This window comes from Nocardioides marmoraquaticus, assembly GCF_054777915.1.
In genome coordinates, this window is the sequence record NZ_BAAHAA010000008.1 from 34,270 (window position 1) to 58,902 (window position 24,633).

The following is a 24,633-nucleotide window of genomic DNA, read 5'->3' on the forward strand; positions in this document are numbered from 1 at the left end:
ACATGGTCAGAGCCTCACACGCTCGCCCAGGCGCCGGCGTACTGGGTCGCGCGCTGCAGCTCGGGGCCCAGGAAGCGCTGCCCGATGGTCGCGAACTCCTCGGGCTGCCCGGTCGTGAGGAAGCGGTGCGCAGGGACGGCGGAGTCGGGGCGCTGCAGCCCGCGCGAGACCAGCGTGCGGTAGAGGTCCTTGGCGCACTCCTCGGCGCTGCTCACGAGCGTCACCGACTCCCCCATCACGAACGAGATGACGCCCGTCAGCAGGGGGTAGTGCGTGCACCCGAGGATGAGCGTGTCGACCTCGGCCTCGACCAGCGGGTCGAGGTAGTCGTGGGCGGCCGCGAGCAGCTCGGGGCCGCTGGTGACGCCCTGCTCGACGAGCTCGACGAACCGTGGGCAGACCCGGGTGTGCAGCCGCACCCCGGGCACGGCGGCGAGCGCGTCGTCGTAGGCCAGCGAGTCGGCGGTGGCCCGGGTGCAGATCACGCCGACCTCGCCGGAGCGCGTCGCGGCGACCGCGCGGCGGGCGGCCGGGAGGATCACCTCGACCACGGGCACGTCGTAGCGCTCGCGGGCGTCGCGCAGCACCGCGGCGCTGGCGGAGTTGCAGGCGATGACCAACGCCTTGACGCCGTGGTCGACCAGGTGGTCGAGGCACTCCAGGGCGTACTCGCGGACCTCGCCGATCTGCTTGGGCCCGTAGGGCTGCCGCGCGGTGTCGCCGAGGTAGACGACCGACTCGTGCGGCAGCTGGTCCATGACGGCGCGCGCGACGGTGAGGCCCCCGAAGCCGGAGTCGAAGATGCCGATGGGCGCGTCGGTCACGGGGAGAATCTAGTGCGCGTGGGGTTCGCGTGGGGCCCCGACGGGCCGACGAGAGGTGTGCCACAGCCACCACAGCCCGACGAGCGGCAGCACCAGCGGCACGAACCCGTAGCCGGCGCCGAAGTCGGACCACACCGTGCGGTCGGGGTAGTCCTGCGGGAGCACCTCGCTGGTGAGCCCGACGAGCAGCACCCCGGCGAGCTCGACTCCGACGCTGGTCCACGCCAGTCGCCGCCGGCCCGTCGCGAGCGCGAAGGTGGCGAGCAGGTAGACGACCGCGGCGAGCGCCGAGAGCGTGTAGGGCAGCGGCGCCTCGGACGCCTGGGTCGCCAGCTGCAGCGACGACCGACCTGTCGCGGCGACCGCGAAGGTGCCGTAGACGAAGACGAGCACCCGGCCCCACCCCGTGCGCAGCTCGTCGCTGGTCGCGCCCGTCACGCCGCCGTCCCGTTGACCCAGATGTCGTGCAGCCGCAGCAGCAGGAACGGCACCGTCAGCACGGCGACCAGCAGCACGGCGGTGCCCGAGCGCGACTTCTCGCCCTGCGACCAGACGATGCCGGCGGGGACGAAGAACGGCACCAGGAAGAGGTATCCGAGGTACTCCCCGACGGGGACGTCGCCGCGGTCGCCGAGGAGGCGTACGACGCCCCACACCGTCACGCCCAGCACGCCGACCGCCACGACACCGAGGCCGTCGACGAGCCAGCCGCCCGGCTGCACGTTGCGCACCATCTCGACGACGAGCCACACGGCGAAGCCGAGGCAGACCACGCCGAGCGCGAGCATGTACCAGCTCACGGGGACCTCAGGCCCACAGCTGGCCCTCGAGCGCGTCCTCCGCCTCGTCGACGGTGCCCTCGTAGGCCCCGGTGGAGAGGTACTTCCACCCGCCGTCGCACACCACGAAGGCGATGTCGGCGCGCTCGCCGGCCTTGAGGGCCTTGGCCGCCTGACCGAGCGCGGCGTGCAGGATCGCGCCCGTCGAGATGCCGGCGAAGATGCCCTCCTGCTCCAGCAGCTCGCGCGTGCGGCGTACGGCGTCGCGCGGCCCGACCGAGAAGCGCGAGTCGATGAGGTCGGCGTCGTAGAGCTCGGGCACGAAGCCCTCGTCGAGGTTGCGCAGGCCGTAGACCAGCTCGCCGTAGCGCGGCTCGGCCGCGACGATCCTGACCTCGGGCTTGTGGCGCCGGAAGTACCGGCTGGTGCCCATCAGGGTGCCGGTCGTGCCGAGGCCCGCCACGAAGTGCGTGATCTCGGGCAGGTCGGCGAGCAGCTCGGGGCCGGTCGACTCCTCGTGCGCGAGCGCGTTGGCGTCGTTGCCGTACTGGTAGAGCATCACCCAGTCGGGGTGCTCCTCGGCGACCCGCTTGGCCACCCGGACCGCCTCGTTGGAGCCGCCCGCCGCGGGCGAGGAGACGATCTCGGCCCCCCACATGCGCAGCAGCTGGCGCCGCTCCTCGGAGGTGTTCTCGGGCATCACGCACACGATGCGGTAGCCCTTGAGCTTGGCGGCCATCGCCAGCGAGATGCCGGTGTTGCCCGACGTCGGCTCGAGGATGGTGCAGCCCGGCCGCAGCGTGCCGTCCTTCTCGGCCTGCTCGATCATGCGCAGCGCCGGCCGGTCCTTGACCGAGCCGGTGGGGTTGCGGTCCTCGAGCTTGGCCCACAGCCGCACGTCGGGGGACGGCGAGAGCCGCGGCAGCCCCACCAACGGGGTGCCGCCGACCGAGTCGAGCAGGTTGTCGAAGCGCATGGTGAGCGGGTCGGCTCAGCCGCCCGCGACCGCCGGCAGCACGACGACCTGGTCGCCGTCGCTGAGCTCGGTGCCGAGCCCGCCGGTGAAGCGGACGTCCTCGTCGTTGACGTAGAGGTTGACGAAGCGGCGCAGGTCGTCGGTGCCGTCCTTGTGCTCCACCAGCCGGTCCTTCAGGCCGGGGTGGCTGGCCTCGAGGTCCTCGATGAGGTCGGCCAGGGTGCCGCCGGAGCCCTGCACCTCCTTGGCGCCACCGGTGTAGGTGCGCAGGATGGTGGGGATGCGGACGTCGATCGCCATTTAGTACTCCTCCACGATGGTGACCTCTTCCTCGGTCACCTCGCCGTCGATGATCCGGTACGACCTGAACTCCACAGGTCCGTCACTATTCCCGTGCTCGCGCGTGCTGACGAGCACGTAGTGGGCCCCCGGCTCGCTGGCCAAGCCGATGTCGGTGCGGCTCGGGTAGGCCTCGGTCGCCGTGTGGGAGTGGTAGACCACCACCGGCTCCTCGTCCTGGGCCCACATCTGCTTGTACAGCGACAGCAGCTCACCGGAGTCGAACTCGTAGAACGTCGGCGAGCCCGCCGCGTTGACCATCTCCACGAGCCGCTCCGCGCGGTCGCCGCCCTCGGGGCCGGCCACGATGCCGCACGCCTCGTCGGGGTGGTCCCGCTTGGCGTGGGCGACGATGCCGTCACGGATCGCCTTCGTCAGCACGAGCACGTCGTCCAGCCTAGGGGTACGCCGCCCGCTCCCCCGCCGCTGCCCGACCCGTGGTCAGCCCGTGGGTCAGCTGGCGCTGCGGACCAGGGTCTCCTGCAGGAAGCCGAGCCACTCGTAGATGTCGTGCACCTGGGCGCGGGGGTCGTCGTCGGGCAGCTCGGCCCAGACCGGCTCGTCGTCGTCCTCGATGCCGAGGCGGGTCGCGATGGCCAGCCGCATGTCGGTGAAGCTGCGCAGCCACGCCCACGTGGCCTCCCCGTCGAGCTCGACGTCGATGAAGACGCCGTCCTCGGGCTCGGGGGCCAACCCGGCGTCCTCGAGGGTGTCGATGACGGCGGCGGCGCCGGCCGCCTTGCCCTCGCGAAGCCCCGACTCGGTGAAGCGACGGAAGTCGCCGGCCGCCTCCTCGTCCTCGGGGTAGGCGGTCGGGAACAGCCGGGCGAGCACGGGGTCCTCGGGCTCGGTGGTGGGGCCGGAGAAGTCGAGCAGCGCCTCGAGCGGGTCGGCGTCGCTCGGCATCGCCTCCTCGCTGCGCAGCAGCTCGATCAGCTGGGCGGCCAGCGATCGCAGCAGGTCGGCCTCGAAGACGGTGAAGGTCGCGACCGCCGAGCCGCTGCGACGGTGGCGCCGGAAGCCGGCGCTCACGACCGGTCGGCCTTCTGCAGGGTCGCCCACAGGCCGTAGCCGTGCATCGCCTGCACGTCGCGCTCCATCTCCTCGCGGCTGCCGGTGCTCACCACCGACCGGCCGTCCTCGTGCACCTCCATCATCAGCTTCTCCGACTTCTTGCGGGGGTAGCCGAAGTAGGTCTGGAACACGAAGGTCACGTAGGACATGAGGTTGACCGGGTCGTTCCACACGATCGTCACCCACGGCGTCGCGGGCTCGACGAGGTCGTCGACCTCGGGCTCCTCCAGCTCGACGGGTGAGGTGGACACGGGCCCTATTGTGCACAGCCCCGTCAGCGGCCCCTCCGGGCGGCAGCAGTGGTCGCTCCCGCGTAGCCTGCTCCGGTGACCACACCCGGAGCACCGCCCGTCGCCACGGGGTCGACGGCGCTGCTGACCGACCACTACGAGCTCACCATGCTCCAGGCGTCGCTCGCCTCGGGCGCCGCGCACCGTCACTCCTTCTTCGAGCTCTTCCCCCGGCGGCTGCCCCCGGGTCGCCGCTACGGCGTGGTCGCCGGCGTCGGGCGGGCGCTGGAGGCGCTGGAGGCCTTCCGGATCGGCGACGACGAGCTGTCGATGCTCTCCGACCAGCGCCTCGTCGACGACCGCACCCTCGACTGGCTCGCGTCGTACCGCTTCTCCGGCAACATCTGGGGCTACCCGGAGGGCGAGGTCTACTTCCCGTTCTCGCCGCTGCTCGTCGTCGAGTCGAGCTTCGCCGAGGCGGTGCTCCTCGAGACGCTGCTGCTCTCGGTCTACAACCACGACTCGGCGATCGCCTCGGCCGCCTCGCGCATGACGTGGGCCGCGGGCGACCGCCCGTGCATCGAGATGGGCTCGCGCCGCACCCACGAGTGGGCCGCGGTGGCGAGCGCGAGGGCGGCGTACGTCGCCGGCTTCGCCGCCACCTCCAACCTCATGGCCCGGCACCGCTACGGCGTGCCCTCGACCGGCACCAGCGCCCACAGCTTCACGCTGCTCCACGACACCGAGGAGGACGCCTTCCGGGCCCAGGTCTCCTCGCTCGGCACCGGCACCACGCTGCTGGTCGACACCTACGACGTGGCCTCCGCCGTGCGCCGCGGCGTCGAGCTGGCCGGGCCCGGACTCGGCGCCGTGCGGCTCGACTCGGGCGACCTCGGCATGCTCGCCCACGAGGTGCGGGCGCAGCTCGACGACCTCGGGGCCGTCGACACCCGCATCATCGTCACCTCCGACCTCGACGAGTTCGCCATCGCCGGCCTCGCCTCGGCCCCGGTCGACGGCTACGGCGTCGGCACCGAGCTGGTCACCGGTTCGGGTGCCCCCACGTGCGGCTTCGTCTACAAGCTGGTCGCCCGCGAGGACAGCCACGGTCGGCTCGAGTCGGTGGCCAAGAGCAGCGCGGGCAAGATCTCGATCGGCGGCCGCAAGTACGCCCTGCGCCGTCGCGGCGACGACGGCCGCGCGAGCGCCGAGGTGATCGGCGTGGGACGGCCCGACCACGACGAGGCCAGCGCGCGCCCGCTGCTCGAGCCCCTCGTGCGCGGCGGCGAGGTGCTGCGCCACGAGCCGCTGGACGCCGCTCGCGCGCGTCACGAGCGAGCGCGACAAGAGCTGCCCACGATCGCGCGGCAGCTGTCGAAGGGTGACCCCGTGATCGAGACCGTGCTGATGGCCCCCCGATGAGCGGGCGCCGGGCGCTCGTCGTCGTCGACGTGCAGAACGACTTCTGCGAGGGCGGCTCGCTGCCGGTCACCGGCGGCACGGCCGTGGCCGCACGCATCGCCGAGCTGCTGGCCGGCGACCACGGCTACGACGTCGTGGTCGCGACCCGGGACCACCACGTCGACCCGGGCGACCACTGGTCGGCCACGCCCGACTACGTCGACTCCTGGCCGGTGCACTGCGAGGTCGGCACTCCCGGCGAGGAGCTGCGCGAGGAGCTGGCCGGCACCCGCTTCGACGGCGTCTTCCGCAAGGGCCGCCACGAAGCCGCCTACTCCGGCTTCGAGGGCACCGACGACACCGGCACGCTGCTGGCCGACGACCTGCGCGCCCGGGGCGTCGACCGGGTCGACGTCTGCGGCCTGGCCACCGACCACTGCGTGCGCGCCACCGCCCTCGACGCCGTCGCGGCGGGCTTCACCACGCGCGTGCTGCTCGGGCTGAGCGCCGGCGTGGCGCCGCAGACCACCGACGCCGCCCTGGCCGCCCTCACGGCCGCCGGCGCAGAGGTCGTGCCGGCCTAGCGGCTCAGCCCGCCTACCGGCCCTCGAACCGCGGCGCCCGCCGCTCGCCGAAGGCGGCCATGCCCTCGGCCGCGTCGGCCGTGCGCAGCAGCACCGACTGGCCCGACCGCTCGCGGGCGAAGGCGGCCTCGAGACCGTCGAGCGCGGCGGCGTTGACCGCCTTCTTGGTCGCCGCCAGCGCGAGCGGTGCACCGGCCGCCAGCTCGTCGACCACCCGCTCCAGCCCGGCGGCGTACTCATCGTCGGGCAGCAGGTGGCTGACCAGCCCCAGGTCGTGGGCCGCCCCGGCCGACAGCCGCTCGCTCGTCAGCGCCAGGCGCATCGCCCGCGCCCGGCCGACGCTCGCCGCCAGCAGGGCGGAGGCGCCGCCGTCGGGCATCAGGCCGATGCGGGTGAAGGCGACGGTGAGCGACGCCGAGGCCGTGGCGACCACGAGGTCGCAGGCCAGCGCCAGGGACAGCCCCACCCCGGCGGCGACGCCGTTGAGGCCGCACACCACCGGGCGGTCGAGCTGCACCAGCGCCCGGACGATGTCGTTGGCGGCGTCGACCGAGCCGGCGTCGTAGCGCTCGTGGGCGTCGACGCCGCCGACGTCGGCGCCCGCGCAGAAGGCGCGCCCGGTGCCGGTGAGCAGCACCACCCGGACGGCGTCGTCGGCCGCTGCACCGTGCACCCGGTCGAGCAGCTCGCCCATCATCGCGGGGTCGAGCGCGTTGCGCCGCTCGGGTGCGTCGAGCACCAGTCGGAGGACCCCGCCGTCACGTTCGACCCGCACCGTCATGCCCACGGCCTACCAGGCCCCGGGTGACGCGCGCCACGTCGGGTGTCCTCGGGTGAGCCGTGTCACCTAGGCTCGCGTGATGGTCACCACCCTCGTCATCGCCGACGAGGTCGCGTCCAACCTCACCGAGCGCACCCTGCGCGACATCGCCCCCGACGTGGTCCTCTCCGCCGGCGACCTGCCCTTCGACTACGTCGAGTGGGTCACCAGCACCGTGTCCTGCCCGGTCGTCTACGTCCCGGGCAACCACGACCCCGAGATCACGGTCGACCGCGACGACCCCTACGGCGGCACCCGCCCGCTGGGCGTCGTCCACGCCGACCAGCAGGTCGTGCGGGCCGCCGGCCTGACGATCGCCGGTCTCGGCGGCTGCGTCCGCTACCGCCCCGGCCCGCACCAGTACACCCAGCGCCAGTACGCCGGCCGCGCGGCCAAGCTGCTGCGTCGGGCCCGCAAGGCCGGCCCGGTCGACGTGCTGCTGACGCACGCCCCGCCCAAGGACCTCGGCGACGGCGACGACCGCCCCCACGTCGGGATCGAGGCGCTGCACCAGGTGATCGGGCGGCTCGAGCCCACCTGGCACCTGCACGGCCACATCCACCCCTACGGCATGCAGATGCCCGACCGACGCCTCGGCACGACCACCATCCGCAACGTCATCCCGTGGCGGGTGCTCGACATCACCCCGCGCGTCTCGATGAGGGCTGCGCGCACGGCCTGACCCGGGTCCACAATGGAGCCATGGTCCGTGACTCCGGCTCCGCGCGCGCCGACGCCGAGAGCGACTTCCTGCGCGCGCGTCGTCACCAGACCCTCTCCCAGCTCGCCGGCTGGTTGCGGGCCGACCCGCAGGCTGCCCGCGAGAGCCTGTCGTTCAGCGAGACCGTGCAGGCGCTCGGGCGCCGCGGAGAGCGTCGTCTCGGGGTCCAGGTCATCCCGCTCGACCAGATCGTGGGCTCGGTCGACAAGGTCCGCGACTTCGACCGCCGCTTCCGGCCCACCTCCGACAAGAGCCGCAAGCGCTGGGAGAACGTCTCCCGGCTCGCCCGCGAGGGCCACCCGTTGCCGCCCATCGACGTCTACAAGCTCGGCAACCTCTACTTCGTCTCCGACGGGCACCACCGGGTGTCGGTGGCGCGGGCGCTCGGGGCGAGCGACATCGAGGCGAGCGTCACCGAGATCGACACCGTCATCGACACCGACGGCATCGGTGGTCGGCGCGACCTCGACGCCAAGAACTGGGGCCTGCGCTTCCTGCGCCGGGTGCCGCTCACCGGGGCGCAGCGTGCTGCGATCACCTGCACCGACCCCACCGACTACCACCGCCTCGCGGAGATGATCGAGGCCTGGGCGACCCGCCTGATGCACCGCGAGGGCGCCTACGTCGACCAGGAGACGATGGCGCGTCGTTGGTTCGACGAGGAGTTCACCCCGGTGCTGTCGATGATCGACCAGGCCGGCGTGCGCGGGCCCGAGGAGACCGGCGCCGACGCCTACATCCGCGTCGCGGGCGAGCGCTACCGCCTGATCCGCGAGCACGACTGGACCACCGACGTGCTCGAGGTCATCCGCGAGCAGCAGCGCCGCCGGACGCGGTCCTCGCCCGGCGGCGCCGTACGGGCCTGAGCAGCCCCTGGTCCTCCCCCTGGGCCGGGGTCAGCCGACGCCCGCGCCCTCGTGCGCCGACTCGGTGAGGTTAATGCCGGAGTCGGCGTCGAAGACGTGGATCTTCGCGGTGTCGACCCACAGCGTCGCGGGCTGGCCCGAGGAGACGTGGGAGGCGGGGTCGAGGCGGGCGTTGACCTGCACGCCCTGCGCCTGCATGTCCTGGCCCGTGTCGGCGGCGAGGTCGGCGAGGTCCTGCGAGGACGCCGCGTCGCCGCTGACGGTGAAGTAGGCGAAGACGTCGGAGCCCATCGACTCGACGAGGTCGATGGTGACGTCGACGGTCGAGCCCGGCTTGTCGCCCACGAGGGAGGCGTCCTCGAAGTGCTCGGGCCGGATCCCGACGACGACGTCGCGCGAGGAGCTCTGCTCGACCGCCTGGCGGATCCGGTCGGGCATCGTGAGCGCGCCGAGGTCGGTGCGCAGGGTGTCGCCCTCGATCGTGGCCGGCAGGAAGTTCATCGACGGACTGCCGATGAAGCCCGCGACGAAGATGTTGTGCGGGCGCTCGTAGAGGTTCGTCGGCGAGCCGACCTGCTGCACGATGCCGCCGCGCATCACGACGACCCGGTCGCCCAGGGTCATGGCCTCGGTCTGGTCGTGGGTGACGTAGAGGGTGGTGGTGGCGAGCGACTTCTGGATGCGGGAGACCTGGGTGCGCATCTGCACGCGCAGCTTGGCGTCGAGGTTCGACAGCGGCTCGTCCATGAGGAAGGCCTTGGGGCTGCGTACGATGGCCCGCCCCATCGCGACGCGCTGCCGCTGGCCTCCGGAGAGGTTGGCGGGCTTGCGGTCGAGGTGCTGGGTGAGCTCCAGCATCGTCGCCGCCTCGTCGACCTTCTGCTTGATGGTGCCCTTGTCGACGCCCGCGAGGGTGAGCGGGAACGCCATGTTCTCGCCGACCGTCATGTGGGGGTAGAGCGCGTAGGACTGGAACACCATGGCGATGTCGCGGTCCTTCGGCGCCCGGTCGTTGACGACCTTGCCGTCGATGCGCAGCTCGCCCTGGGTGATGTCCTCGAGGCCCGCGACCATGTTGAGGGTCGTGGACTTCCCGCAGCCCGACGGCCCGACCAGGATGATGAACTCCCCGTCGGCGATCGTCAGGTTGAAGTCGTCGACGGCGAGGGCGCCGTCGGGGTAGCGCTTGACCACGTGGTCGAGGACGATTTCTGCCACGAGACTCTCCTTGGGTAGGTGTCGCGGGCCTCAGCCCTTGACGGCTCCGGACGTCAGGCCGGCGACGATGCGCCGTTGGAAGACGAGCACGAAGATGACGATCGGGATCGTGATGACGACCGCCGCCGCGGCGATCGCCTGGGTGGGCTGCTCGAAGGTGGTGGCGCCCTGGAAGTAGGACAGCGCCGCCGGCACGGTGCGCGCCCGGTTGGTCGAGGTCAGCGACAGGGCGAACAGGAAGTCGTTCCAGCAGTTGATGAAGACGAGGATGGCCGTGGTGAAGACCCCGGGCATCGCCAGCGGCGCGATCACCTTGCGGAAGGCCTGGTACGGCGTCGCGCCGTCCATCTTGGCGGCCTTCTCCAGCTCCCAGGGGATCTCGCGGAAGAACGCCGACAGGGTGTAGATCGCCAGCGGGAGCGCGAAGGTGATGTAGGGGATGATCAGGCCGAGCCAGGTGTCGAAGATGCCGATGGCCACGGTGATGCCGAACAGCGGGGTCACCAGCGCGATCTGGGGGAACATCGCCACGAGCAGCGAGGCCCCGACGATCGCCTTCTTCCCGGGGAAGCTCAGCCGCGCGATCGCGTAGGCCGCCGAGGTGCCGATGAGCAGCGCCAGGAAGGTCGAGATGCCGCAGATCATGATCGAGTTGAGCAGCGCGCGGGTGAAGTCGTTGTTGGCGAAGATCTGCTGGTAGTGCTCGAAGGTGGGCGAGCGCACGATGTAGTTGCCGTCGTTGATCGAGCCGTCGGTCTTCAGCGACAGCGACACGATCCAGATGACCGGCACGAAGGCGTACAGCAGCACGATCGCGTTGACGCCCGCCCACATGAGCTTGCGTCGGGGAGTCTCCACCATCAGCGACCTCCGTCGGACCCGGGCGCGGCGGTGCCGAAGCCCTTGATGAACACGTACGCCACGATCGCGATGGTGATGAAGATGAGCACCGCCATCGCCGAGCCGATGCCGAGGTTGAGGCCACCGATGAGGTTGTTGTAGGCGATGACCGAGACCGACGAGGTGTCGTTGGCCCCGCTGGTCAGCACGAAGATGTTGTCGAAGATCCGGAAGGAGTCCATGACGCGGAAGAGCAGCGCGACGAGGATCGCCGGCTTCATCAACGGCACGGTGACCTTCCAGAACCGCTGCCACGCGCTGGCGCCGTCCATCGAGGCCGCCTTGAGGAGGTCCTCCGGCACGAGCGCGAGCCCGGCCATGAGCAGCAGCGCCATGAAGGGCACGGTCTTCCAGACCTCGCTGAGCAGGATGATGAGCAGCGAGGGCCACCGCTCGGTCAGCGGCGCGGAGTCACCGGCCAGCCAGCCGATGCCCTGGGTCCACGCGAAGCGCCAGGAGAACGCCGCCACCACGGTGACGATCGCGTACGGCACCAGTGCCGAGGTGCGCACCAGCCCGCGACCCACGATGGTGCGGTGCATGACGATCGCCAGCATCATCCCGAAGACGAGCTGCAGGATCGCGCCGGCCACCGTGAGGAACGAGGTCACGAAGAACGCGTTCCACCAGTAGGGGCTCGAGAGGATCGTGACGTAGTTGTCGAGGCCCACGAACTCCCGCTCGGGCGTGCGCAGGTCGGCCTTCATGAACGACAGGTAGACCGCGTAGACGATCGGGTAGGCGGTCACGGCGGTCATCACGATGACCGCCGGTGCGCACAGCATCAGCCCGAAGCGGCGCTCGGCGCGCACCCCGTCGTTGTGGCGCTGGCGCGCGATGCGTGCGCCCTCGTCGTCCTGGGCGGTGCCGGGCTCGGTGGTGGCGGTGCTCACGGCAGGATCCCCCGTCCCTCCAGGGCGTCCTGGATCTGGCTCCTGAGCTGCTCGGCCGTCTGCTCCGGGTCGATCTGCGACGGCGGGCTGATGACGTTGCTGATCGTGGTGGAGATGTTCTGGTAGACGGGCGACTTGGGCCGGTTGGAGGCGTCCTGCAGGAGCTCGAGGATGTCCTCGTACTGCGGGAAGACCTCGCGCACCGCCTCGTCCTCGAAGAGTGCCTCGGTCACGGGCACGTCTCCCGCGGCCGTCGCCTGGTTGAGCTGGGCGTCGGGCGAGGCCATGCACTTCGCCGCCTCGAACGCCTCGGCCTTGTGGTTGCTGGTGGTGCTCACCCCGATGTTGCGGCCGCCGAGAGTGACCCGGGCGGGCTCCGACTCGGTGGCCCGCGGGAAGGTGGTGGCGGCCATGTTGTCGAGCACCTCCTTGGCCTCGGGGCTCGTCTCGGCCGCGGAGGTCATGGCCGACTGCACGTAGGGCCAGTTGAGGATGAAGGCGGCCTCGCCGGTCTGGAACTGCGCGAACACCTCGGGCTCCTGGCTGTTGGACAGCGACGCCGAGGCGAGGCCCGAGGTGGCGAAGCGCTGCAGCAGGTCGAGCGCCTCGACGGTCTTGTCGTCGATCGTCACCTCGGTGCTGTCGTCGTTGACGATGGTGCCGCCGAAGGAGGCCAGGATCGTGTTGAAGCCGACCACGAGGCCCTCGTACTGGGACCCCGTGAAGCCGATGACGTAGGGCTCGCCGGCGTCCTTGAGCTCCTGGGCCTGGTCGAACATCTCGTCCCAGGTCTGCGGCGGGTCGTCGACGAGATCGGTGCGGTACCAGAGCAGCTGCACGTTGGTGCTCTTCGGGATGGCGTACAGGGTGTCGTTCCACGTCGCGGTGTCGATCGGCTGCTGCAGCAGGCCCTCGGTCACCTCCGTCGCGTCGGCGCCGGTGATCGGCTCCAGCCAACCGGCCTCGGCGAACTCGGCCGTCCAGGTCACGTCGGGACCCACGATGTCGATGCCGGTGTCGCCGGCCGCGAGGCGGCGCACGAGCTGCTCGCGCTGACCGTCGGCGTCGCTGGGCAGCAGGTTGCCGACGATGCGGTAGCGGCCACCGGACGCGTCGGAGCAGGCCTTCATGACGTCGGTCATGCCGAGCTGCGAGGCGTCGCCGTAGTAGTTGAGGACCATCGCGCCGGAGTCGTCACCCCCGCACCCGGCCAGCACGGTCGCGGCCGTCGCGGCCGAGACGGCGATCGCCGCGCTGCGACGCACCCTTCCGCGTCGCTTCCCGAGCACCGGTGTGCGTCCAGGCATGAGCAGCCCTCCCGAGTCCGTCGGCGTGACCCCCCTCACACCGGATGGAGCCTCAACCTACGGTCGCGACCCCTCCGGCACAAGCACCGGTTGCGCACCTCCGGTGAGAACTCCCAGGTCAGGGGCGCAGCACCCACGCGGTCGAGTCGGGCGGCAGCAGGTCGTCGTCGCAGGGCAGGCTGCTGACGAGCAGCTCGCCGTCGGGCAGCGCGTACGGCGCCCCACCGACGTTCGCGACCACGCGCACCGCACGTCCGTCGTCGGTGCTGACGTCGAAGGCGACCACGTCGGCCTGGCCCGGCTCCACCCATGCGAGCGAGCCGCGCCCGAGCCGGTGCGCGCGCCGCAGCCGCAGCAGGGCGCGGTAGAGCTCGAGCGTCGAGCCATCGACGCCCGCCTGCCGGTCGACGGCGAGCTCGCCGTACGACGCGGGCTGCGGCAGCCACGCCGCCTCGCCGGGACCGAAGCCGTACGACGGCGCGTCGCCCTCCCACGGCATCGGGACCCGGCAGCCGTCGCGACCCTTCCGGGCACCCTCGGTCTTGACGAACGTGGGGTCCTGGCGGACCTCGTCGGGCAGGTCGGTGGCGTCGGGCAGGCCGAGCTCCTCGCCCTGGTAGAGGTAGGCCGACCCCGGCAGCGCCAGCATCAGCGTCGTCGCCGCACGGGCGCGGCGCAGGCCCACCTCGGCGTCGGGCTGCGGGTCGTCGGCGCCGATGCCCGCGTTGTGCAGCGGGCCCGGGACCGGCTCGAAGCCGAGCCGCGAGGCGTGGCGGACCACGTCGTGGTTGGACAGCACCCAGGTCTGGGGCGAGCCGAAGCCGGCCACCGCCTCGAGCGAGCGGGTGATCGAGGCGCGGAGCTCGGCGGCGATCCAGGGAGTCACCAGGAAGTTGAAGTTGAAGGCCTGGTGCAGCTCGTCGGGGCGCACGTAGGCCGCCATCGCGTCGTCGGGCTTGACCCAGGCCTCGGCGCACAGGATGCGGTCGGCATCGGCGCCCTCGACGGCGTAGGCGTCGGTGACGGTGCGCCAGCGGCGGTAGACGTCGTGCACGCCGGGCTGGTCCCACATCGGCAGCACCGAGGTGCGCTCGAGGTCCATCTCGTGCGGGGCGAGCCCGTCGTCGTCGACCGGGAGGTCGGGCAGGCCCTCGACCTTGACGAGCCCGTGCGCGACGTCGATGCGGAAGCCGTCGACCCCGCGGTCGAGCCAGAAGCGGATGACCGAGACCATCTCGTCGCCGACCTCGGGGTTGGTCCAGTCGAAGTCGGGCTGGGTGACGTCGAAGAGGTGGAGGTACCACTGGCCGGGCGATCCGTCGGCCTCGGTGACGCGACTCCACGCGCGGCCGCCGAAGTTGCTGACCCAGTTGTTCGGCGGCTCGGCGCCGTCGGGCCCCTTGCCGTCGCGGAACAGGTAGCGCGCCCGCTCGGGGCTGCCCGGCCCGGCCGCCAGCGCCGCCTGGAACCACGGGTGCTCGCTCGAGGAGTGGTTGGGCACCAGGTCGACCACCACGCGCAGGCCGAGCTCGTGGGCGCGCTCCACCAGCGCGTCGGCGTCGGCGAGCCGGCCGAAGACCGGGTCGACGTCGCGGTAGTCGGCCACGTCGTAGCCCGCGTCGTTCTGCGGCGAGGTGTAGAAGGGCGAGAGCCACAGCGCGTCGACGCCGAGCTCGACGAGGTGCGGCAGCCGCCCGATGATGCCGGGCAGGTCACCCACGCCGTCGCCGTCGGAGTCGGCCCACGAGCGTGGGTAGACCTGGTAGATCACGGCGTCGCGCCACCACTCCTGGCCGGCGGCAGGGGCGGTCGCAGCGGTCTCGCTCATGCGGGGGTCCTTCGTGGTGACGGCGTGGGTGAGGGCAGAACGCTAGCCTCGCCGGGTGCCCTCCTGGACCACCGGCCTGCTCGACGACGACAGCGTGAGCGGCGGACGTGCGCTGCCCCCGGCGATCCGCGACCTGCAGGCCGTGCGCCGATCCTCCGGCGGCGAGGCGGTCGGCTGCCTGGTGGTGAGCGAGCGCGACCTCGCCCCGCTCGCGGCGCCCGGCCTGCCCGTCCACCTCGCCGTGACCGGGGGCGCCGGCGCCCTCGAGGCCGGGCTGCGTTGGGTCGCCGACAACCCCGGCCGGCTCGAGCTGCGCCGCGTCTCGGTGCGCCTGCGCGGCGAGGCCGAGCTCGCCCACAACGCGCGCCGGGTGGTCACCGTGCTCGACTCGGTCGCGCTCGACGACGCCGTCGAGGTGTACGCCGCTCCCCCGGACCCCCTCGGCGACCCGTCCCCCGCGTGGCTGGCCGCGCTCGACGAGCTCGCCGCACGGGAGGTCGGCGTACGGCTGCCGGCCGACGCGCCCTGGGCGCTCGCCGCCGTCGACGCCGCGCTCGACCGCGAGCAGGCGCTGGCCCTCGACGCCGACGACCCGGTCGCCGCGCTCGCGCTCGTGCGCCATGCGCTCGACGGCGAGGCCCCCGCCGACGGCTGGCTCGCCGCGGACCCCGACCTCGCCGCCCGCACGCGCCGCTGGTGCCGCGTCGTCATCACCCCCGACCTCGTCACCTCCCTCTCCCACCTCCCCTGACGCCCCACCCCGCCCCTGACGAGACGCGAGGGACGAGGGGGACCGTCGCGACCGTTGCAACACATAGGGTTCCTATGTAAAGTCGGTTGACGTGAGCAACCACGACCTGCACGAGCTGAGCAACGAGCTCGTCGTGCTCAGCGCCCGGCTCGTCCGCGAGGTACGCCGCAACATCGCCGACGTGCCCGCCGCGAGCACCCGGCTGCTGAGCCTGCTCGACGAGCTCGGCCCCAGCCCCATCGGCGTCCTCGCCGAGGCCGACCGGTGCAGCCAGCCGACCATGAGCGGGCTGGTGAAGGGCCTGGTCGAGAAGGGCTGGGTCAGCCGTGCCCCGCACCCCGGCGACGCGCGCGCCAGCGTGGTCGACCTGACCGCGGAGGGCCGTGCCGCGCTCACCGACCTGCGTCGGCGCAACGCCGACCTGGTCGCCCGGAGGCTCACCGACGCCGGCGCCTCGCGCGACGACCTCGCCGCGGCGGTGACCCTGCTCCACCACGTCCTCGGAAGGAACGAACAGCCTCATGTCCACCAGTAGCGGACTCTCCCTGCGCCAGCCCCGTGCTGTCTGGGCGGTCGCCTTCGCCTGCGTCATCGCCTTCATGGGCATCGGCCTGGTCGACCCGATCCTCAAGCCCATCGCCGACGAGCTCGGCGCCTCGCCCAGCCAGGTGTCGTTGCTCTTCACCAGCTACATGGCCGTGATGGGCGTCGCGATGCTCCTCACCGGCGTCGTCTCGAGCCGCATCGGCGCCAAGCGCACGCTCCTCGCCGGTCTGGCCCTCATCATCGTGTTCGCCGCGCTGGCCGGCGCCAGCGACACCGTCGGTGCCATCGTCGGCTTCCGCGCCGGCTGGGGGCTCGGCAACGCGCTCTTCATCGCGACCGCGCTGTCGACCATCGTCGTCTCCGCCCAGGGCTCCGTCGCCCAGGCCGTCATCCTCTTCGAGGCCGCCCTCGGCCTCGGCATCGCGATGGGCCCGATCGTCGGCGGCCAGCTGGGCTCGGTCAGCTGGCGCGCCCCCTTCTTCGGCGTCGCCGTGCTGATGACGATCGCCCTCGTCGCGACAGCCTTCCTGCTCCCCCGCACACCGCCGGCCGCGCGCCGCACGTCGCTCGCCGACCCGTTCCGCGCGCTGCGCTTCCCCGGCCTGCTGACGATCGCCCTGACCGCGCTGTTCTACAACGTCGGCTTCTTCACGCTGCTCGCCTTCACGCCGTTCCCGCTCGACATGGGCGCTGCCGCCGTCGGCTGGGTGTTCTTCGGCTGGGGCCTGATGCTCGCCTTCACCTCGGTCTGGGTGGCCCCGGTGCTGCAGCGTCGCTTCGGCGCCGTGCCCACCGTGCTCGGGTCGCTGTCGCTGTTCGCGGCCGACCTGGCGATGATGGCCGTGCTGACGGACTCCAAGGTCGCGCTCGTCGTGGGCACCGTGCTCGCGGGCGCCTTCCTGGGGGTCAACAACACCGTCATCACCGAGGCCGTCATGGGCGCCGCCCCCGTCGAGCGCTCCACCGCCTCGGCCGCCTACAGCTTCGTGCGGTTCTCCGGCGGTGCCGTCGCGCCGTACGCCGCCGGCAGGCTCGGCGAGGAGGTCTCGGTCCACGCACCGTTCTGGATGGGCGCCGCCGCCGTGGCGGTCGGGGTCCTGGTGCTCCTCGTCGGCCGACGCTTCGTCGAGCAGGACCACGGTCCCGCCGAGCACAGCGTCGACGAGGGTGAGCTGGTCGCCGTCGGCGACCTCGACTGACCGTCACCAGCCGCGAAAACCTGTGGCGCCGGACGTCGCCGGGCGCCTACCGTCCTCCTCGCGAGGGATCAGCGGCCGGACGGGCCCTGCCCGCCCCGGTCCCGCGCGTCGTACCCCTCGCTCTGCCTCCTGCCACGAGGACATCTGGGAAGGGCCACCCGGCCCGGGGTTCGACTCCCCACGGTGCGGGCGGGGGTGCACCACGTGGACGCGTGGCCAGCGGCCCGGCCGGTCAGCACGACGGCCGGCGCCCCGCCGCCGCCCACCGCACCCCCGTCCGTCCCACGCAGCACCCCGCAGCACCCCGCACCCCCACCCGACGACCCGAGGAGGTCGAGCCATGTCCCTGTTCCGCACCCTGCACGTCGGCCTCGGCGAGCGCGCCCTCGAGTACGTCGACGGCGCCTACCGCCGCGACCTCGGTCCGGGCCGTCACCGGCGCGGTCCGCGGCGCCGCACGGAGTACCGCGTCGTGCCCGTGAGCGAGCAGCTGCTCGCCGTGGCGCCGCAGGAGGTGCCCACCGCCGACGGCGTGCCCGTGCGCGTCTCGGTGGCGCTGCGCTGGCGCGTGGCCGACCGCCGCCTCTTCGTCGAGGTCGCCGAGGACCCGGAGGGCGTGCTCTACCTCGCGGCGCAGGTCGCGCTGCGCGAGCACCTGGCGGGCCTGGCGGTCGACGCGGTCGCGCGCGAGGCGCGCGCCGTGGCCGGCTCGGCGCTGCTCGAGGCCGTGGCCGCGGCCGGCGTCGGTCTCGGCATCGACGTCCGGTCGCGGGCGGTCAAGGCGGCCGACGCGCCCGCCGACGTGCGTCACGCCCTGGCCGACCTCGCCACGGCGCGCACCCGCGGCCAGGCGCGGCTCGAGGCGGCCCGGGCCGAGACCGCAGCGCTGCGGTCGCTGGCCAACGGCGCCAAGCTGCTCGAGGAGCACCCGGCGCTGGCCCGCCAGCGCCTGGTCGAGGCGCTGCCGCCCGGCTCGAGCGTCGAGCTGCGCTAGTCGCGGGCGGGCGTGGGTTCAGCGACGCTGGGCCCACGCCCGCATCGTGTCGATGCGGCGTCGCAGCTCGGTGGCGGACGCAGCGCCCGCGGGAGGTCCTCCGCACTCGCGCCGCAGCGCCGCGTGCGTGACGCCGTGCGGCTGCCCCGTGCGGTGGTGCCAGGCGGCGACCAGACCGTTGAGCTCCTTGCGCATCACGGCGAGCTGCTCGTGGGTGGTGTCCGCGCTCGGGCGCTGCTCGGGCGCGAGGTGGCCCCGGTCGCGCTGCCGCTTGTCGGCGCGGTCGCGCTGGCGGGTGCGCAGCAGGTCGCGCACCTGGTCGGCGTCGAGCAGCCCGGGGATGCCGAGGAAGTCCATCTCCTCGTCGGAGCCGACGTGCACCTCCCCCTCGTGGCCGAACTCGGCGCCGTCGTAGAGCACCCGGTCGAAGGTGGCCTGCGAGCCCAGCGCCTCGAAGGGCAGCTGCTCGAGGTCGCCCGTGGCCGACTCGGCCTGCTGCTCGCGGGCCAGCAGCTCCTCCTCGGCGGCGAAGATGTCGTCCTCGTCGCGCACCGGGCGGCCGAGCACGTGGTCGCGCTCGAGCTCGAGCTCGGTCGCGTGACCGAGCAGCCGCGGCACCGACGGCACGAAGATCGAGGCCGTCTCTCCGCGGGTGCGCGCACGCACGAAGCGGCCCACGGCCTGCGCGAAGAAGAGCGGCGTCGAGGTCGTCGTGGCGTAGACACCCACGGCGAGCCGCGGCACGTCGACGCCCTCGGACACCATCCGCACGGCGACCATCCAGCGGGCGTCGCCGTCGCTGAACTGCTGGATGCGCTTGGACGACGTCGGCTCGTCGGAGAGCACCAGCGTCGGCTTCTCGCCGCACACCTCGGCGAGCCGGGCGGCGTACGCCCGGGCGGAGGTCTGGTCGGTGGCGATCACCAGGCCGCCGGCGTCGGGCACGTGGCGGCGCACCTCGGTCAGGCGGCGGTCGGCCGCCTGCAGCACCGAGGGGATCCAGGCGCCCTGCGGGTCGAGGGCGGTGCGCAGTGCCTGCGCCGTCATGTCCTTGGTCAGCGGCTCTCCCAGCCGGGCCGCGACCTCGTCGCCCGCGCGGGTGCGCCACTCGACCTGGCCGGAGTAGGCGAGGAACAGCACCGGCCGCACCACGTGGTCGGCGAGGGCGTGGGCGTAGCCGTAGGTGAAGTCGGCGACCGACCTCGGCACCCCGTCGTCACCCGGGGCATAGGTGACGAACGGGATCGGGTTGACGTCGGAGCGGAACGGCGTGCCGGTCAGCGCCAGGCGCCGCCGCGCCGGCTCGAAGGCCTCGCGCACCGCCTCGCCCCACGACAGCGCGTCGCCGGCGTGGTGCACCTCGTCGAGGATGACGAGCGTGCGGAAGCGGTCGGTGCGCACCCGGTGGGCCAGTGGGTTGGCCGCCACGCCGGCGTAGGTCAGGGCGACGCCGACGAAGTCCTTGCTGGTGCGCTTGCGGGTGCCGAACTCCGGGTCGATCGGGATGCCCACCCGCTCGGCCGCCTGCGCCCACTGGCGCTTGAGGTGCTCGGTCGGCGCGACGACGGTCACCCGCTCGACGACCCGCCGGTCGAGCAGGTCGGCCGCGAGGGTGAGCGCGAAGGTCGTTTTGCCCGCTCCGGGGGTCGCGACGGCCAGGAAGTCGCGCGGGCTGCGCTCGGCGTACGTCGCCAGCGCGGCGCTCTGCCACGCGCGCAGGCTCGGTGCGGTGCCCCAGGCCGCGCGGTCGGGATAGGCCGGCGGCAATCCGATCTGCCCCGGCTGACGTGCTCCGCTCAACGGCGCACGCGGTAGCGCTCGTAGGCGAGGTCCATCCGGGCGACCTGCCCGGGCGTCAGCTGGTCCATGCAGCTGTCCAAGGAGTAGTTCATGAAGTTGTGGACCGGGTCGTCGCCCCGCGCCCGACACGTGTCGCGGCCGACCTCGCAGTAGAAGCTCGCCCGCGCCTCGGCCGGGGTGTCGGCGACCTTGTCGCCGCCGGTGCTGGCGCTGCAACCGCCCTGGAAGGTGTGGAACAGGCCCATCCAGTGGCCGACCTCGTGCACGAGGGTGTCGCCCCGGTTGTAACCGCGGACGCGCCCGCCGGGAAGCGCCTCGCGGTTGACGGTGACGCCGTCGCGCCGCGGGGTGGCCTTGTACTGCCAGGGGAAGCGCGCGAAGCCGAGGATGTCGTCGCCGGCGCTGCCGGGCCGGGTGACGTAGAGGTTGAGCGACGCCGAGCTGCCGCGGTGCAGCGTGCGGCGCATCTCGCGGTCGGCCCGACCGTCGGGCACGGCGTGGTACCAGCGGTCGTTGCGGACCTGGCGCACGCTGGCGGCGTAGAAGGAGTAGCGCGTCGGCGCCGACTCGGCGCTCTGGGCGCCGGCGTAGGCCTGGTTGAGGATGTCGATCCAACCCGGCACCTCGGACGGCTGGCTGCCGGCGTCGCCGCGGTGCGTGCCGCGCACCAGCACGACGTGCACCGGCACGACCACGGCGTCGGGCAGCGCCCGCGCAGCGCTCCGAGCCGCCACGCCGTCGGAGGGGACGTCGAGCGCGGCGAGGTCGCGCGCGCTGACGCCGGGGTGGTCGAGGTCGCGGGCACCCGGCCCGGTGCGCGCGCTCGACCCCGCCGGGGGCGCGCACATCGCACGGACGGCCGCCGCCGAGATGGTGGTCGCGGCGCGGTCGAGACCGCCGGTGAGGGTGCTGGCGCTCGCCGCGGACGGCAGCACGGGCAGGACGAGGGCGGCCGCGGTGGCGACCGCGAGGCCCAGGCGGGAACGGGTCACGCGTCGCCGCCCTCGTCGGACCCGCCACGCAGCGAGTCCCACGCCTCCTTGCAGGCCGGGCAGACGGGGTAGCGCTCGGGGTCACGGCTGGGCACCCAGACCTTGCCGCACAACGCCACCACGGGGGTGCCGGTGACCATGGCCTCCATCAGCTTGTCCTTGGGGACGTAGTGGGAGAAGCGCTCGTGGTCACCGTCGTGGGTGGGCTGCACACGCTCGTCGACCCGGGTGTCCTCCAGGACCCCGGTCCCGAAACCGACCTGCTGCGCGTTGCTCACCGAGGCATCGTACCTACGCCGGGACGAGCGCACGCAGCCTCTGCACGAACGTGTGCGAGGCGGGTGCCGGCGTCGCCACCGTGACCGCGGGAGCGGCGAGCAGCGCCACGCGGTCGCGGCTTGCGCGCTCGAGCCGGGCCCCTGCCGCGACGGCGGCCGGACCCTCGCCGGCGGTCAGGCCGGCCGCCCAGGCGAGCCGGGCACGCTCCTTGTCGCGCGCCCGCTCGACGAGGAGCGCCATCGCGGGAGAGCTCGGCGCCTCCTGCTGCTCGTCGACCAGCAGGCGCAGCCCGGGCAGGTCACGCGCCGTCGACGCCCAGGCGGCCGCGACCGCCGCCGGCAGGTCGGCCGGTCGGCTCGCGAGGGCCCGCTCCAGCTGCGCGGAGAGCCGGGCGTTCCACCGCAGCAAGACCGCCGCGACCAGGTCGACGTCGTCGGCGAAGGTGTCGGGGACGCCCGGGCAGTCGAGGGCGGCCTCGAGCGCTCCCGAGGTGGCGTCCTGGAGGTGCAGCTCGTCGAGGCGCGCGCTCACGTGGCGCAGCACCGCGCCGCGGCGGTGTCGTCGGTCGAAGGCCATGGCAGCTCTCCTACGGGGTGGGACATACTCACGGTACGTACTTTGAGTATGTACCCCGCTCCCCCGCGACCCCACGGACCTCCCGGGTGACGTCAGGCACACGGCCGGCCCGGGTCGCTACGCTGCCGTGGTGCCTGCCGCCCACCTGCGTCGCCGCTTCTCGGGCGGCACCAAGCGGGCGCTGCTCGACGTCGCCGAGGAGCAGTTCGCCGACCACGGGTACGCCGGCACCAGCCTCGACGCCGTCGTCGCCGGCGCCGAGGTCACCAAGGGCGCGCTCTACCACCACTTCACCGGCAAGCAGGCGCTCTTCGAGGCCGTCTTCACCCGCGTGGAGGAGGACGGCGTCGCCCGGGTCCGCGCGGCCGTGGCCGCCGAGGCCGACCCGTGGGAGCAGGCTCGTGGGGCGCTGCGGGCCTTCCTCGACATCGTGCGCGAGCCGGCCTACCGGCGCGTGGTGCTGCAGGACGGCCCCGCCGTGCTCGGCTACGAGCGCTTCCGCGAGTTCGAGCACCGCACCAGCCACGCCCTGGTGCGCGAGGTCGCCGAGCGTGTGCTGCAGGCCTCCGTCGAGGTGGTCGACCCCTCGATGGTCGACGTCTTCAGCCGCATCCTGCACGGCGCGATGTCGGCCGCGGGCGAGCACGTCGTGGAGTCGGGGGCAGAGGCGGCCGAGGCCGCCACGATGCGCGTCGAGCTCGCCATCGGCGTGATCCTGGAGGGCCTGAGGCTGCAGGCCGAGGCCGGGCTCCAGCTCGCCGACCCCGCCGCCGGCCCCGCCGCCGGCTGAGCGCCGGCCCACCGCTGGCGCCTAGCCGACCTGGAGCCGCCCACCGTCGGCGTCGCGGGGCAGCAGCTCGACCCAGACGTGCCCGGCCGGCACCTGCAGCGGCCCGTCGGCGGTGCGCAGGCGCAGCGGCTCGCGCCGGGAGGCCTTCGCCCAGGTCGCCTCGACGGCCTTGCCGTCGTGGAACAGCACCGCGTCGCCGCGGCCCTCGTAGAGCGTCTCGGGCACGGTGTTGCCGGCCGGGTCGAGATAGCCCGCGTCGCCCTGCCGCACGCGCAGCACCAGCACCGAGGTGGGCCGGAACCGGTCGCCGTCGGCGGCGTACTCGGTGCCGCGCGCGTAGGTGGAGCCGTCGTAGCTCCACGACGTGGTGTGCTCGGGGCTGAAGACGGCCGAGAACTGCCGGGCCGGGCGGGCGCCGTCGACGCCGTCGACGCCCTTCCCCGCCGAGCCCCACGGCAGGTAGCTGGCCGGCACGCGGGCCAGGTCGGCCAGGTCGGCGGCCGCGGCCCGCAAGTCGATCATCAGGTCGTACGGCGCCGAGCGCGAGCTGTCGCGCGACCAGCCGGCGCCCTGGCCCTCCTCGCGGAACGGGACGTCGGTGTTGCGCATCCGGTCGAGGGTGCCCGGGGCGCCGCCGCTCGCGATGACGACGCCGTGGGCGGGCTTGACGATGCCGATGTCGGTGGCCCGCAGGGAGCGGACCGGGCCCACCTGGTCGGGCACGCGCTCGTAGTAGAGCGCGGCGAGCCGGGTGCTGCCGCCCTCGACGAGCTCCTCGGTGACGAGGTCGGCATCGCCCAGGCCGACCTGCGGCTGGCTGGAGGAGGAGTTGTCGACCTTGACGACGAGCACCGGCCGCTCGGGCGTGCCGCCGTCGCCGACCTTGCGACCGGTCAGCGGCCACAGCGCCGCGAGCTCGGACCCGCCCTCGACGGGCTGCGACGCGGGCGGCTCGTCGGAGGACGACCCGCCGTCGTCGCACGCGGTCAGCGTCAGCGTCAGGCAGGCGGTCAGCGCGAGGGCGAGCCGGGTGCGGGAGCGCGAGGTGGGTCGCATGCGGCCAGTCTCACCCTCCCGCGCCCCGGAACCGCGCAACGGCACCCGCGAGGTGTCGAGAATTCTCCATCGCTTCGCTTGACTATCGCGCGGGCGTCGCCGACCCGCCTCAGACCTTGGCGCCGCCGTCGACGTAGAGCGTCTGCCCGGTGATGTACGACGCCTCGTCGCTGCACAGGAACGCGGCGGCCGCCGCGATGTCCTCGGGGAAGCCCACCCGCTTGACGGGGTTGGCCTCGGCCGCCGCGGTGCGGAAGTCCTCGACGCTCATGCCGACCCGGCGGGCGGTGTCGTCGGTCATCTCGGTGGCGATGAAGCCCGGCGCGATGGCGTTGGCGTTGACGCCGAACTTGCCCAGCTCGAGCGCCAGCGTGCGGGTGAAGCCCTGCACACCGGCCTTGGCGGCGGAGTAGTTGGCCTGACCGCGGTTGCCGTTGGCCGAGACGCTCGAGAGCCCCAGGACCTTGCCGTACTTCTGGTCGACGAAGTGCTTCTGCACTGCCTGCGTCATCAGGAAGGCGCCCTTGAGGTGCACCCCCATGACGGCGTCCCAGTCGGACTCGCTCATCTTGAACAGCAGGTTGTCGCGGGTGATGCCGGCGTTGTTGACCAGCACGTGCACACCGCCGAGCTCGTCGACGACCCGCGCGACGGCGGCCTGGGCGGACCCGGCGTCGGCCACGTCGCACCCGATCCCGACGGCCTTCGCGCCCTCGACCACGGGCAGCCCCTCGGCGGTCTCCTGCGCCTGGGCCTCGTCGAGGTCGAGCACGGCGACGGAGGCGCCCTCCTCGGCGAAGCGCGCCGCGATGGCCGCGCCGATGCCTCGTGCCGCCCCCGTGACGATCGCGACCCTGCCGTCGTAGCGCCCCATGCTGCCTGTCTCCTCG

The 24,633-nt window shown here is 73.1% G+C and carries 29 protein-coding genes; 9 read left to right on the forward strand and 20 right to left on the reverse strand.

All coding sequences use genetic code 11. The features are described from left to right. Positions 1-14 precede the first annotated feature (14 nt). From murI to clpS, 8 genes are all read right to left on the reverse strand, one after another. The gene (gene murI / locus ACYU8I_RS07975) at positions 15-824 is read right to left on the reverse strand and encodes a glutamate racemase (RefSeq protein ID WP_460839297.1); all 810 of its coding nucleotides are present in this window, start codon (positions 822-824) and stop codon (positions 15-17) included. 9 nt (positions 825-833) lie between these two features. Further along, positions 834-1,262, reverse strand: a complete 429-nt coding sequence (locus tag ACYU8I_RS07980; RefSeq protein ID WP_460839299.1) for a hypothetical protein — start codon at positions 1,260-1,262, stop codon at positions 834-836. Beyond that, the gene (locus ACYU8I_RS07985) at positions 1,259-1,624 is read right to left on the reverse strand and encodes a hypothetical protein (RefSeq protein WP_460839300.1); all 366 of its coding nucleotides are present in this window, start codon (positions 1,622-1,624) and stop codon (positions 1,259-1,261) included. The genes ACYU8I_RS07980 and ACYU8I_RS07985 overlap by 4 nt, the downstream gene beginning before the upstream one ends. A 7-nt stretch (positions 1,625-1,631) precedes the next feature. After that, a complete protein-coding gene (locus ACYU8I_RS07990) occupies positions 1,632-2,579 on the reverse strand; it encodes a PLP-dependent cysteine synthase family protein (RefSeq protein ID WP_460839303.1) in 948 nt (315 codons plus the stop codon). Between the two features lie 15 nt (positions 2,580-2,594). Continuing rightward, complete coding sequence (locus tag ACYU8I_RS07995) at positions 2,595-2,879, reverse strand: MoaD/ThiS family protein (RefSeq protein WP_460839305.1); 285 nt, start codon at positions 2,877-2,879, stop codon at positions 2,595-2,597. Continuing rightward, positions 2,880-3,305 (reverse strand): M67 family metallopeptidase, encoded by a 426-nt coding sequence (locus ACYU8I_RS08000; RefSeq protein ID WP_460839308.1) that lies wholly within the window; start codon positions 3,303-3,305, stop codon positions 2,880-2,882. It lies immediately after the preceding gene. Between the two features lie 66 nt (positions 3,306-3,371). After that, entirely contained in the window at positions 3,372-3,950 is a 579-nt protein-coding gene (locus ACYU8I_RS08005) for a DUF2017 domain-containing protein (RefSeq protein WP_460839310.1), read from the reverse strand. Continuing rightward, on the reverse strand, positions 3,947-4,243 hold the full coding sequence (gene clpS / locus ACYU8I_RS08010; protein WP_460839313.1) for an ATP-dependent Clp protease adapter ClpS: 297 nt from the start codon (positions 4,241-4,243) through the stop codon (positions 3,947-3,949). Before clpS ends, ACYU8I_RS08005 begins: the two co-directional genes overlap by 4 nt. 75 nt (positions 4,244-4,318) lie before the next feature. Here clpS and ACYU8I_RS08015 point away from each other — a divergent pair, with 75 nt between their 5' ends. Both ACYU8I_RS08015 and ACYU8I_RS08020 read left to right on the forward strand, forming a co-directional pair. Then, positions 4,319-5,644 (forward strand): nicotinate phosphoribosyltransferase, encoded by a 1,326-nt coding sequence (locus tag ACYU8I_RS08015; RefSeq protein ID WP_460839314.1) that lies wholly within the window; start codon positions 4,319-4,321, stop codon positions 5,642-5,644. Further along, on the forward strand, positions 5,641-6,207 hold the full coding sequence (locus tag ACYU8I_RS08020) for an isochorismatase family protein (RefSeq protein WP_460839316.1): 567 nt from the start codon (positions 5,641-5,643) through the stop codon (positions 6,205-6,207). Before ACYU8I_RS08015 ends, ACYU8I_RS08020 begins: the two co-directional genes overlap by 4 nt. Positions 6,208-6,220: 13 nt before the next feature. On the opposite strand, the gene ACYU8I_RS08025 is transcribed toward ACYU8I_RS08020, so the two are convergent. Continuing rightward, positions 6,221-6,988 (reverse strand): enoyl-CoA hydratase-related protein, encoded by a 768-nt coding sequence (locus ACYU8I_RS08025; RefSeq protein ID WP_460839317.1) that lies wholly within the window; start codon positions 6,986-6,988, stop codon positions 6,221-6,223. A gap of 79 nt (positions 6,989-7,067) precedes the next feature. Between ACYU8I_RS08025 and ACYU8I_RS08030 the strand changes: the two genes are divergently transcribed. Continuing rightward, positions 7,068-7,709: a metallophosphoesterase family protein gene (locus tag ACYU8I_RS08030; protein WP_460839319.1), complete on the forward strand. Its 642-nt coding sequence runs from the start codon at positions 7,068-7,070 to the stop codon at positions 7,707-7,709. Between the two features lie 20 nt (positions 7,710-7,729). Next, positions 7,730-8,614, forward strand: a complete 885-nt coding sequence (locus tag ACYU8I_RS08035; RefSeq protein ID WP_460839321.1) for a hypothetical protein — start codon at positions 7,730-7,732, stop codon at positions 8,612-8,614. A gap of 30 nt (positions 8,615-8,644) precedes the next feature. On the opposite strand, the gene ACYU8I_RS08040 is transcribed toward ACYU8I_RS08035, so the two are convergent. From ACYU8I_RS08040 to ACYU8I_RS08060, 5 genes are all read right to left on the reverse strand, one after another. Then, positions 8,645-9,832 (reverse strand): ABC transporter ATP-binding protein, encoded by a 1,188-nt coding sequence (locus ACYU8I_RS08040; protein WP_460839323.1) that lies wholly within the window; start codon positions 9,830-9,832, stop codon positions 8,645-8,647. 30 nt (positions 9,833-9,862) lie between these two features. Continuing rightward, positions 9,863-10,693, reverse strand: a complete 831-nt coding sequence (locus tag ACYU8I_RS08045; RefSeq protein WP_460839325.1) for a carbohydrate ABC transporter permease — start codon at positions 10,691-10,693, stop codon at positions 9,863-9,865. Then, positions 10,693-11,625, reverse strand: a complete 933-nt coding sequence (locus ACYU8I_RS08050; RefSeq protein ID WP_460839326.1) for a carbohydrate ABC transporter permease — start codon at positions 11,623-11,625, stop codon at positions 10,693-10,695. Before ACYU8I_RS08050 ends, ACYU8I_RS08045 begins: the two co-directional genes overlap by 1 nt. Then, complete coding sequence (locus ACYU8I_RS08055; protein ID WP_460839328.1) at positions 11,622-12,932, reverse strand: ABC transporter substrate-binding protein; 1,311 nt, start codon at positions 12,930-12,932, stop codon at positions 11,622-11,624. Before ACYU8I_RS08055 ends, ACYU8I_RS08050 begins: the two co-directional genes overlap by 4 nt. 118 nt (positions 12,933-13,050) lie before the next feature. Beyond that, the gene (locus ACYU8I_RS08060) at positions 13,051-14,760 is read right to left on the reverse strand and encodes a glycoside hydrolase family 13 protein (RefSeq protein ID WP_460839331.1); all 1,710 of its coding nucleotides are present in this window, start codon (positions 14,758-14,760) and stop codon (positions 13,051-13,053) included. Positions 14,761-14,815: 55 nt separating this feature from the next. Here ACYU8I_RS08060 and ACYU8I_RS08065 point away from each other — a divergent pair, with 55 nt between their 5' ends. The 4 genes from ACYU8I_RS08065 to ACYU8I_RS08080 all read left to right on the forward strand — a co-directional run bounded on the left by ACYU8I_RS08065 (position 14,816) and on the right by ACYU8I_RS08080 (position 18,250). Continuing rightward, a complete protein-coding gene (locus tag ACYU8I_RS08065; RefSeq protein WP_460839333.1) occupies positions 14,816-15,511 on the forward strand; it encodes a hypothetical protein in 696 nt (231 codons plus the stop codon). Between the two features lie 91 nt (positions 15,512-15,602). Further along, entirely contained in the window at positions 15,603-16,046 is a 444-nt protein-coding gene (locus ACYU8I_RS08070; RefSeq protein WP_460839335.1) for a MarR family winged helix-turn-helix transcriptional regulator, read from the forward strand. Next, on the forward strand, positions 16,033-17,256 hold the full coding sequence (locus ACYU8I_RS08075; protein ID WP_460839337.1) for an MFS transporter: 1,224 nt from the start codon (positions 16,033-16,035) through the stop codon (positions 17,254-17,256). The genes ACYU8I_RS08070 and ACYU8I_RS08075 overlap by 14 nt, the downstream gene beginning before the upstream one ends. A gap of 340 nt (positions 17,257-17,596) precedes the next feature. Further along, positions 17,597-18,250 (forward strand): SPFH domain-containing protein, encoded by a 654-nt coding sequence (locus ACYU8I_RS08080; RefSeq protein WP_460839339.1) that lies wholly within the window; start codon positions 17,597-17,599, stop codon positions 18,248-18,250. A gap of 18 nt (positions 18,251-18,268) precedes the next feature. Here ACYU8I_RS08080 and ACYU8I_RS08085 read toward each other — a convergent pair whose 3' ends face one another. From ACYU8I_RS08085 to ACYU8I_RS08100, 4 genes are read right to left on the reverse strand one after another with little or no spacing between them, the layout of a single operon-like run. After that, positions 18,269-20,050 carry a DEAD/DEAH box helicase gene (locus ACYU8I_RS08085; protein ID WP_460839342.1) on the reverse strand — a complete coding sequence of 594 codons (1,782 nt, stop codon included), beginning with the start codon at positions 20,048-20,050 and terminating at the stop codon, positions 18,269-18,271. Beyond that, positions 20,047-21,042: a zinc metalloprotease gene (locus tag ACYU8I_RS08090; protein ID WP_460839344.1), complete on the reverse strand. Its 996-nt coding sequence runs from the start codon at positions 21,040-21,042 to the stop codon at positions 20,047-20,049. Before ACYU8I_RS08090 ends, ACYU8I_RS08085 begins: the two co-directional genes overlap by 4 nt. Beyond that, positions 21,039-21,320 carry a DUF3039 domain-containing protein gene (locus tag ACYU8I_RS08095; protein WP_460839346.1) on the reverse strand — a complete coding sequence of 94 codons (282 nt, stop codon included), beginning with the start codon at positions 21,318-21,320 and terminating at the stop codon, positions 21,039-21,041. Before ACYU8I_RS08095 ends, ACYU8I_RS08090 begins: the two co-directional genes overlap by 4 nt. 13 nt (positions 21,321-21,333) lie before the next feature. Next, the gene (locus ACYU8I_RS08100; RefSeq protein WP_460839349.1) at positions 21,334-21,897 is read right to left on the reverse strand and encodes a hypothetical protein; all 564 of its coding nucleotides are present in this window, start codon (positions 21,895-21,897) and stop codon (positions 21,334-21,336) included. Between the two features lie 130 nt (positions 21,898-22,027). Here ACYU8I_RS08100 and ACYU8I_RS08105 point away from each other — a divergent pair, with 130 nt between their 5' ends. Beyond that, positions 22,028-22,687 carry a TetR/AcrR family transcriptional regulator gene (locus tag ACYU8I_RS08105; protein ID WP_460839351.1) on the forward strand — a complete coding sequence of 220 codons (660 nt, stop codon included), beginning with the start codon at positions 22,028-22,030 and terminating at the stop codon, positions 22,685-22,687. 21 nt (positions 22,688-22,708) lie between these two features. Here ACYU8I_RS08105 and ACYU8I_RS08110 read toward each other — a convergent pair whose 3' ends face one another. Further along, positions 22,709-23,743 (reverse strand): DUF3048 domain-containing protein, encoded by a 1,035-nt coding sequence (locus ACYU8I_RS08110; protein WP_460839353.1) that lies wholly within the window; start codon positions 23,741-23,743, stop codon positions 22,709-22,711. A gap of 109 nt (positions 23,744-23,852) precedes the next feature. Beyond that, complete coding sequence (gene fabG, locus ACYU8I_RS08115) at positions 23,853-24,617, reverse strand: 3-oxoacyl-ACP reductase FabG (protein WP_460839356.1); 765 nt, start codon at positions 24,615-24,617, stop codon at positions 23,853-23,855. Between the last annotated feature and the right edge of the window lie 16 nt (positions 24,618-24,633).

Coding starts and splice junctions, on each gene's coding strand:
- ACYU8I_RS07990 (WP_460839303.1), bottom strand. CDS start 2,579: ATGCGCTTCGACAACCTGCTCGACTCGGTCGGCGGCACCCCGTTGGTG.
- ACYU8I_RS07995 (WP_460839305.1), bottom strand. CDS start 2,879: ATGGCGATCGACGTCCGCATCCCCACCATCCTGCGCACCTACACCGGT.
- ACYU8I_RS08020 (WP_460839316.1), top strand. CDS start 5,641: ATGAGCGGGCGCCGGGCGCTCGTCGTCGTCGACGTGCAGAACGACTTC.
- ACYU8I_RS08025 (WP_460839317.1), bottom strand. CDS start 6,988: ATGACGGTGCGGGTCGAACGTGACGGCGGGGTCCTCCGACTGGTGCTC.
- ACYU8I_RS08030 (WP_460839319.1), top strand. CDS start 7,068: ATGGTCACCACCCTCGTCATCGCCGACGAGGTCGCGTCCAACCTCACC.
- ACYU8I_RS08035 (WP_460839321.1), top strand. CDS start 7,730: ATGGTCCGTGACTCCGGCTCCGCGCGCGCCGACGCCGAGAGCGACTTC.
- ACYU8I_RS08045 (WP_460839325.1), bottom strand. CDS start 10,693: ATGGTGGAGACTCCCCGACGCAAGCTCATGTGGGCGGGCGTCAACGCG.
- ACYU8I_RS08055 (WP_460839328.1), bottom strand. CDS start 12,932: ATGCCTGGACGCACACCGGTGCTCGGGAAGCGACGCGGAAGGGTGCGT.
- ACYU8I_RS08060 (WP_460839331.1), bottom strand. CDS start 14,760: ATGAGCGAGACCGCTGCGACCGCCCCTGCCGCCGGCCAGGAGTGGTGG.
- ACYU8I_RS08075 (WP_460839337.1), top strand. CDS start 16,033: ATGTCCACCAGTAGCGGACTCTCCCTGCGCCAGCCCCGTGCTGTCTGG.
- ACYU8I_RS08080 (WP_460839339.1), top strand. CDS start 17,597: ATGTCCCTGTTCCGCACCCTGCACGTCGGCCTCGGCGAGCGCGCCCTC.
- ACYU8I_RS08100 (WP_460839349.1), bottom strand. CDS start 21,897: ATGGCCTTCGACCGACGACACCGCCGCGGCGCGGTGCTGCGCCACGTG.
- ACYU8I_RS08110 (WP_460839353.1), bottom strand. CDS start 23,743: ATGCGACCCACCTCGCGCTCCCGCACCCGGCTCGCCCTCGCGCTGACC.
- fabG (WP_460839356.1), bottom strand. CDS start 24,617: ATGGGGCGCTACGACGGCAGGGTCGCGATCGTCACGGGGGCGGCACGA.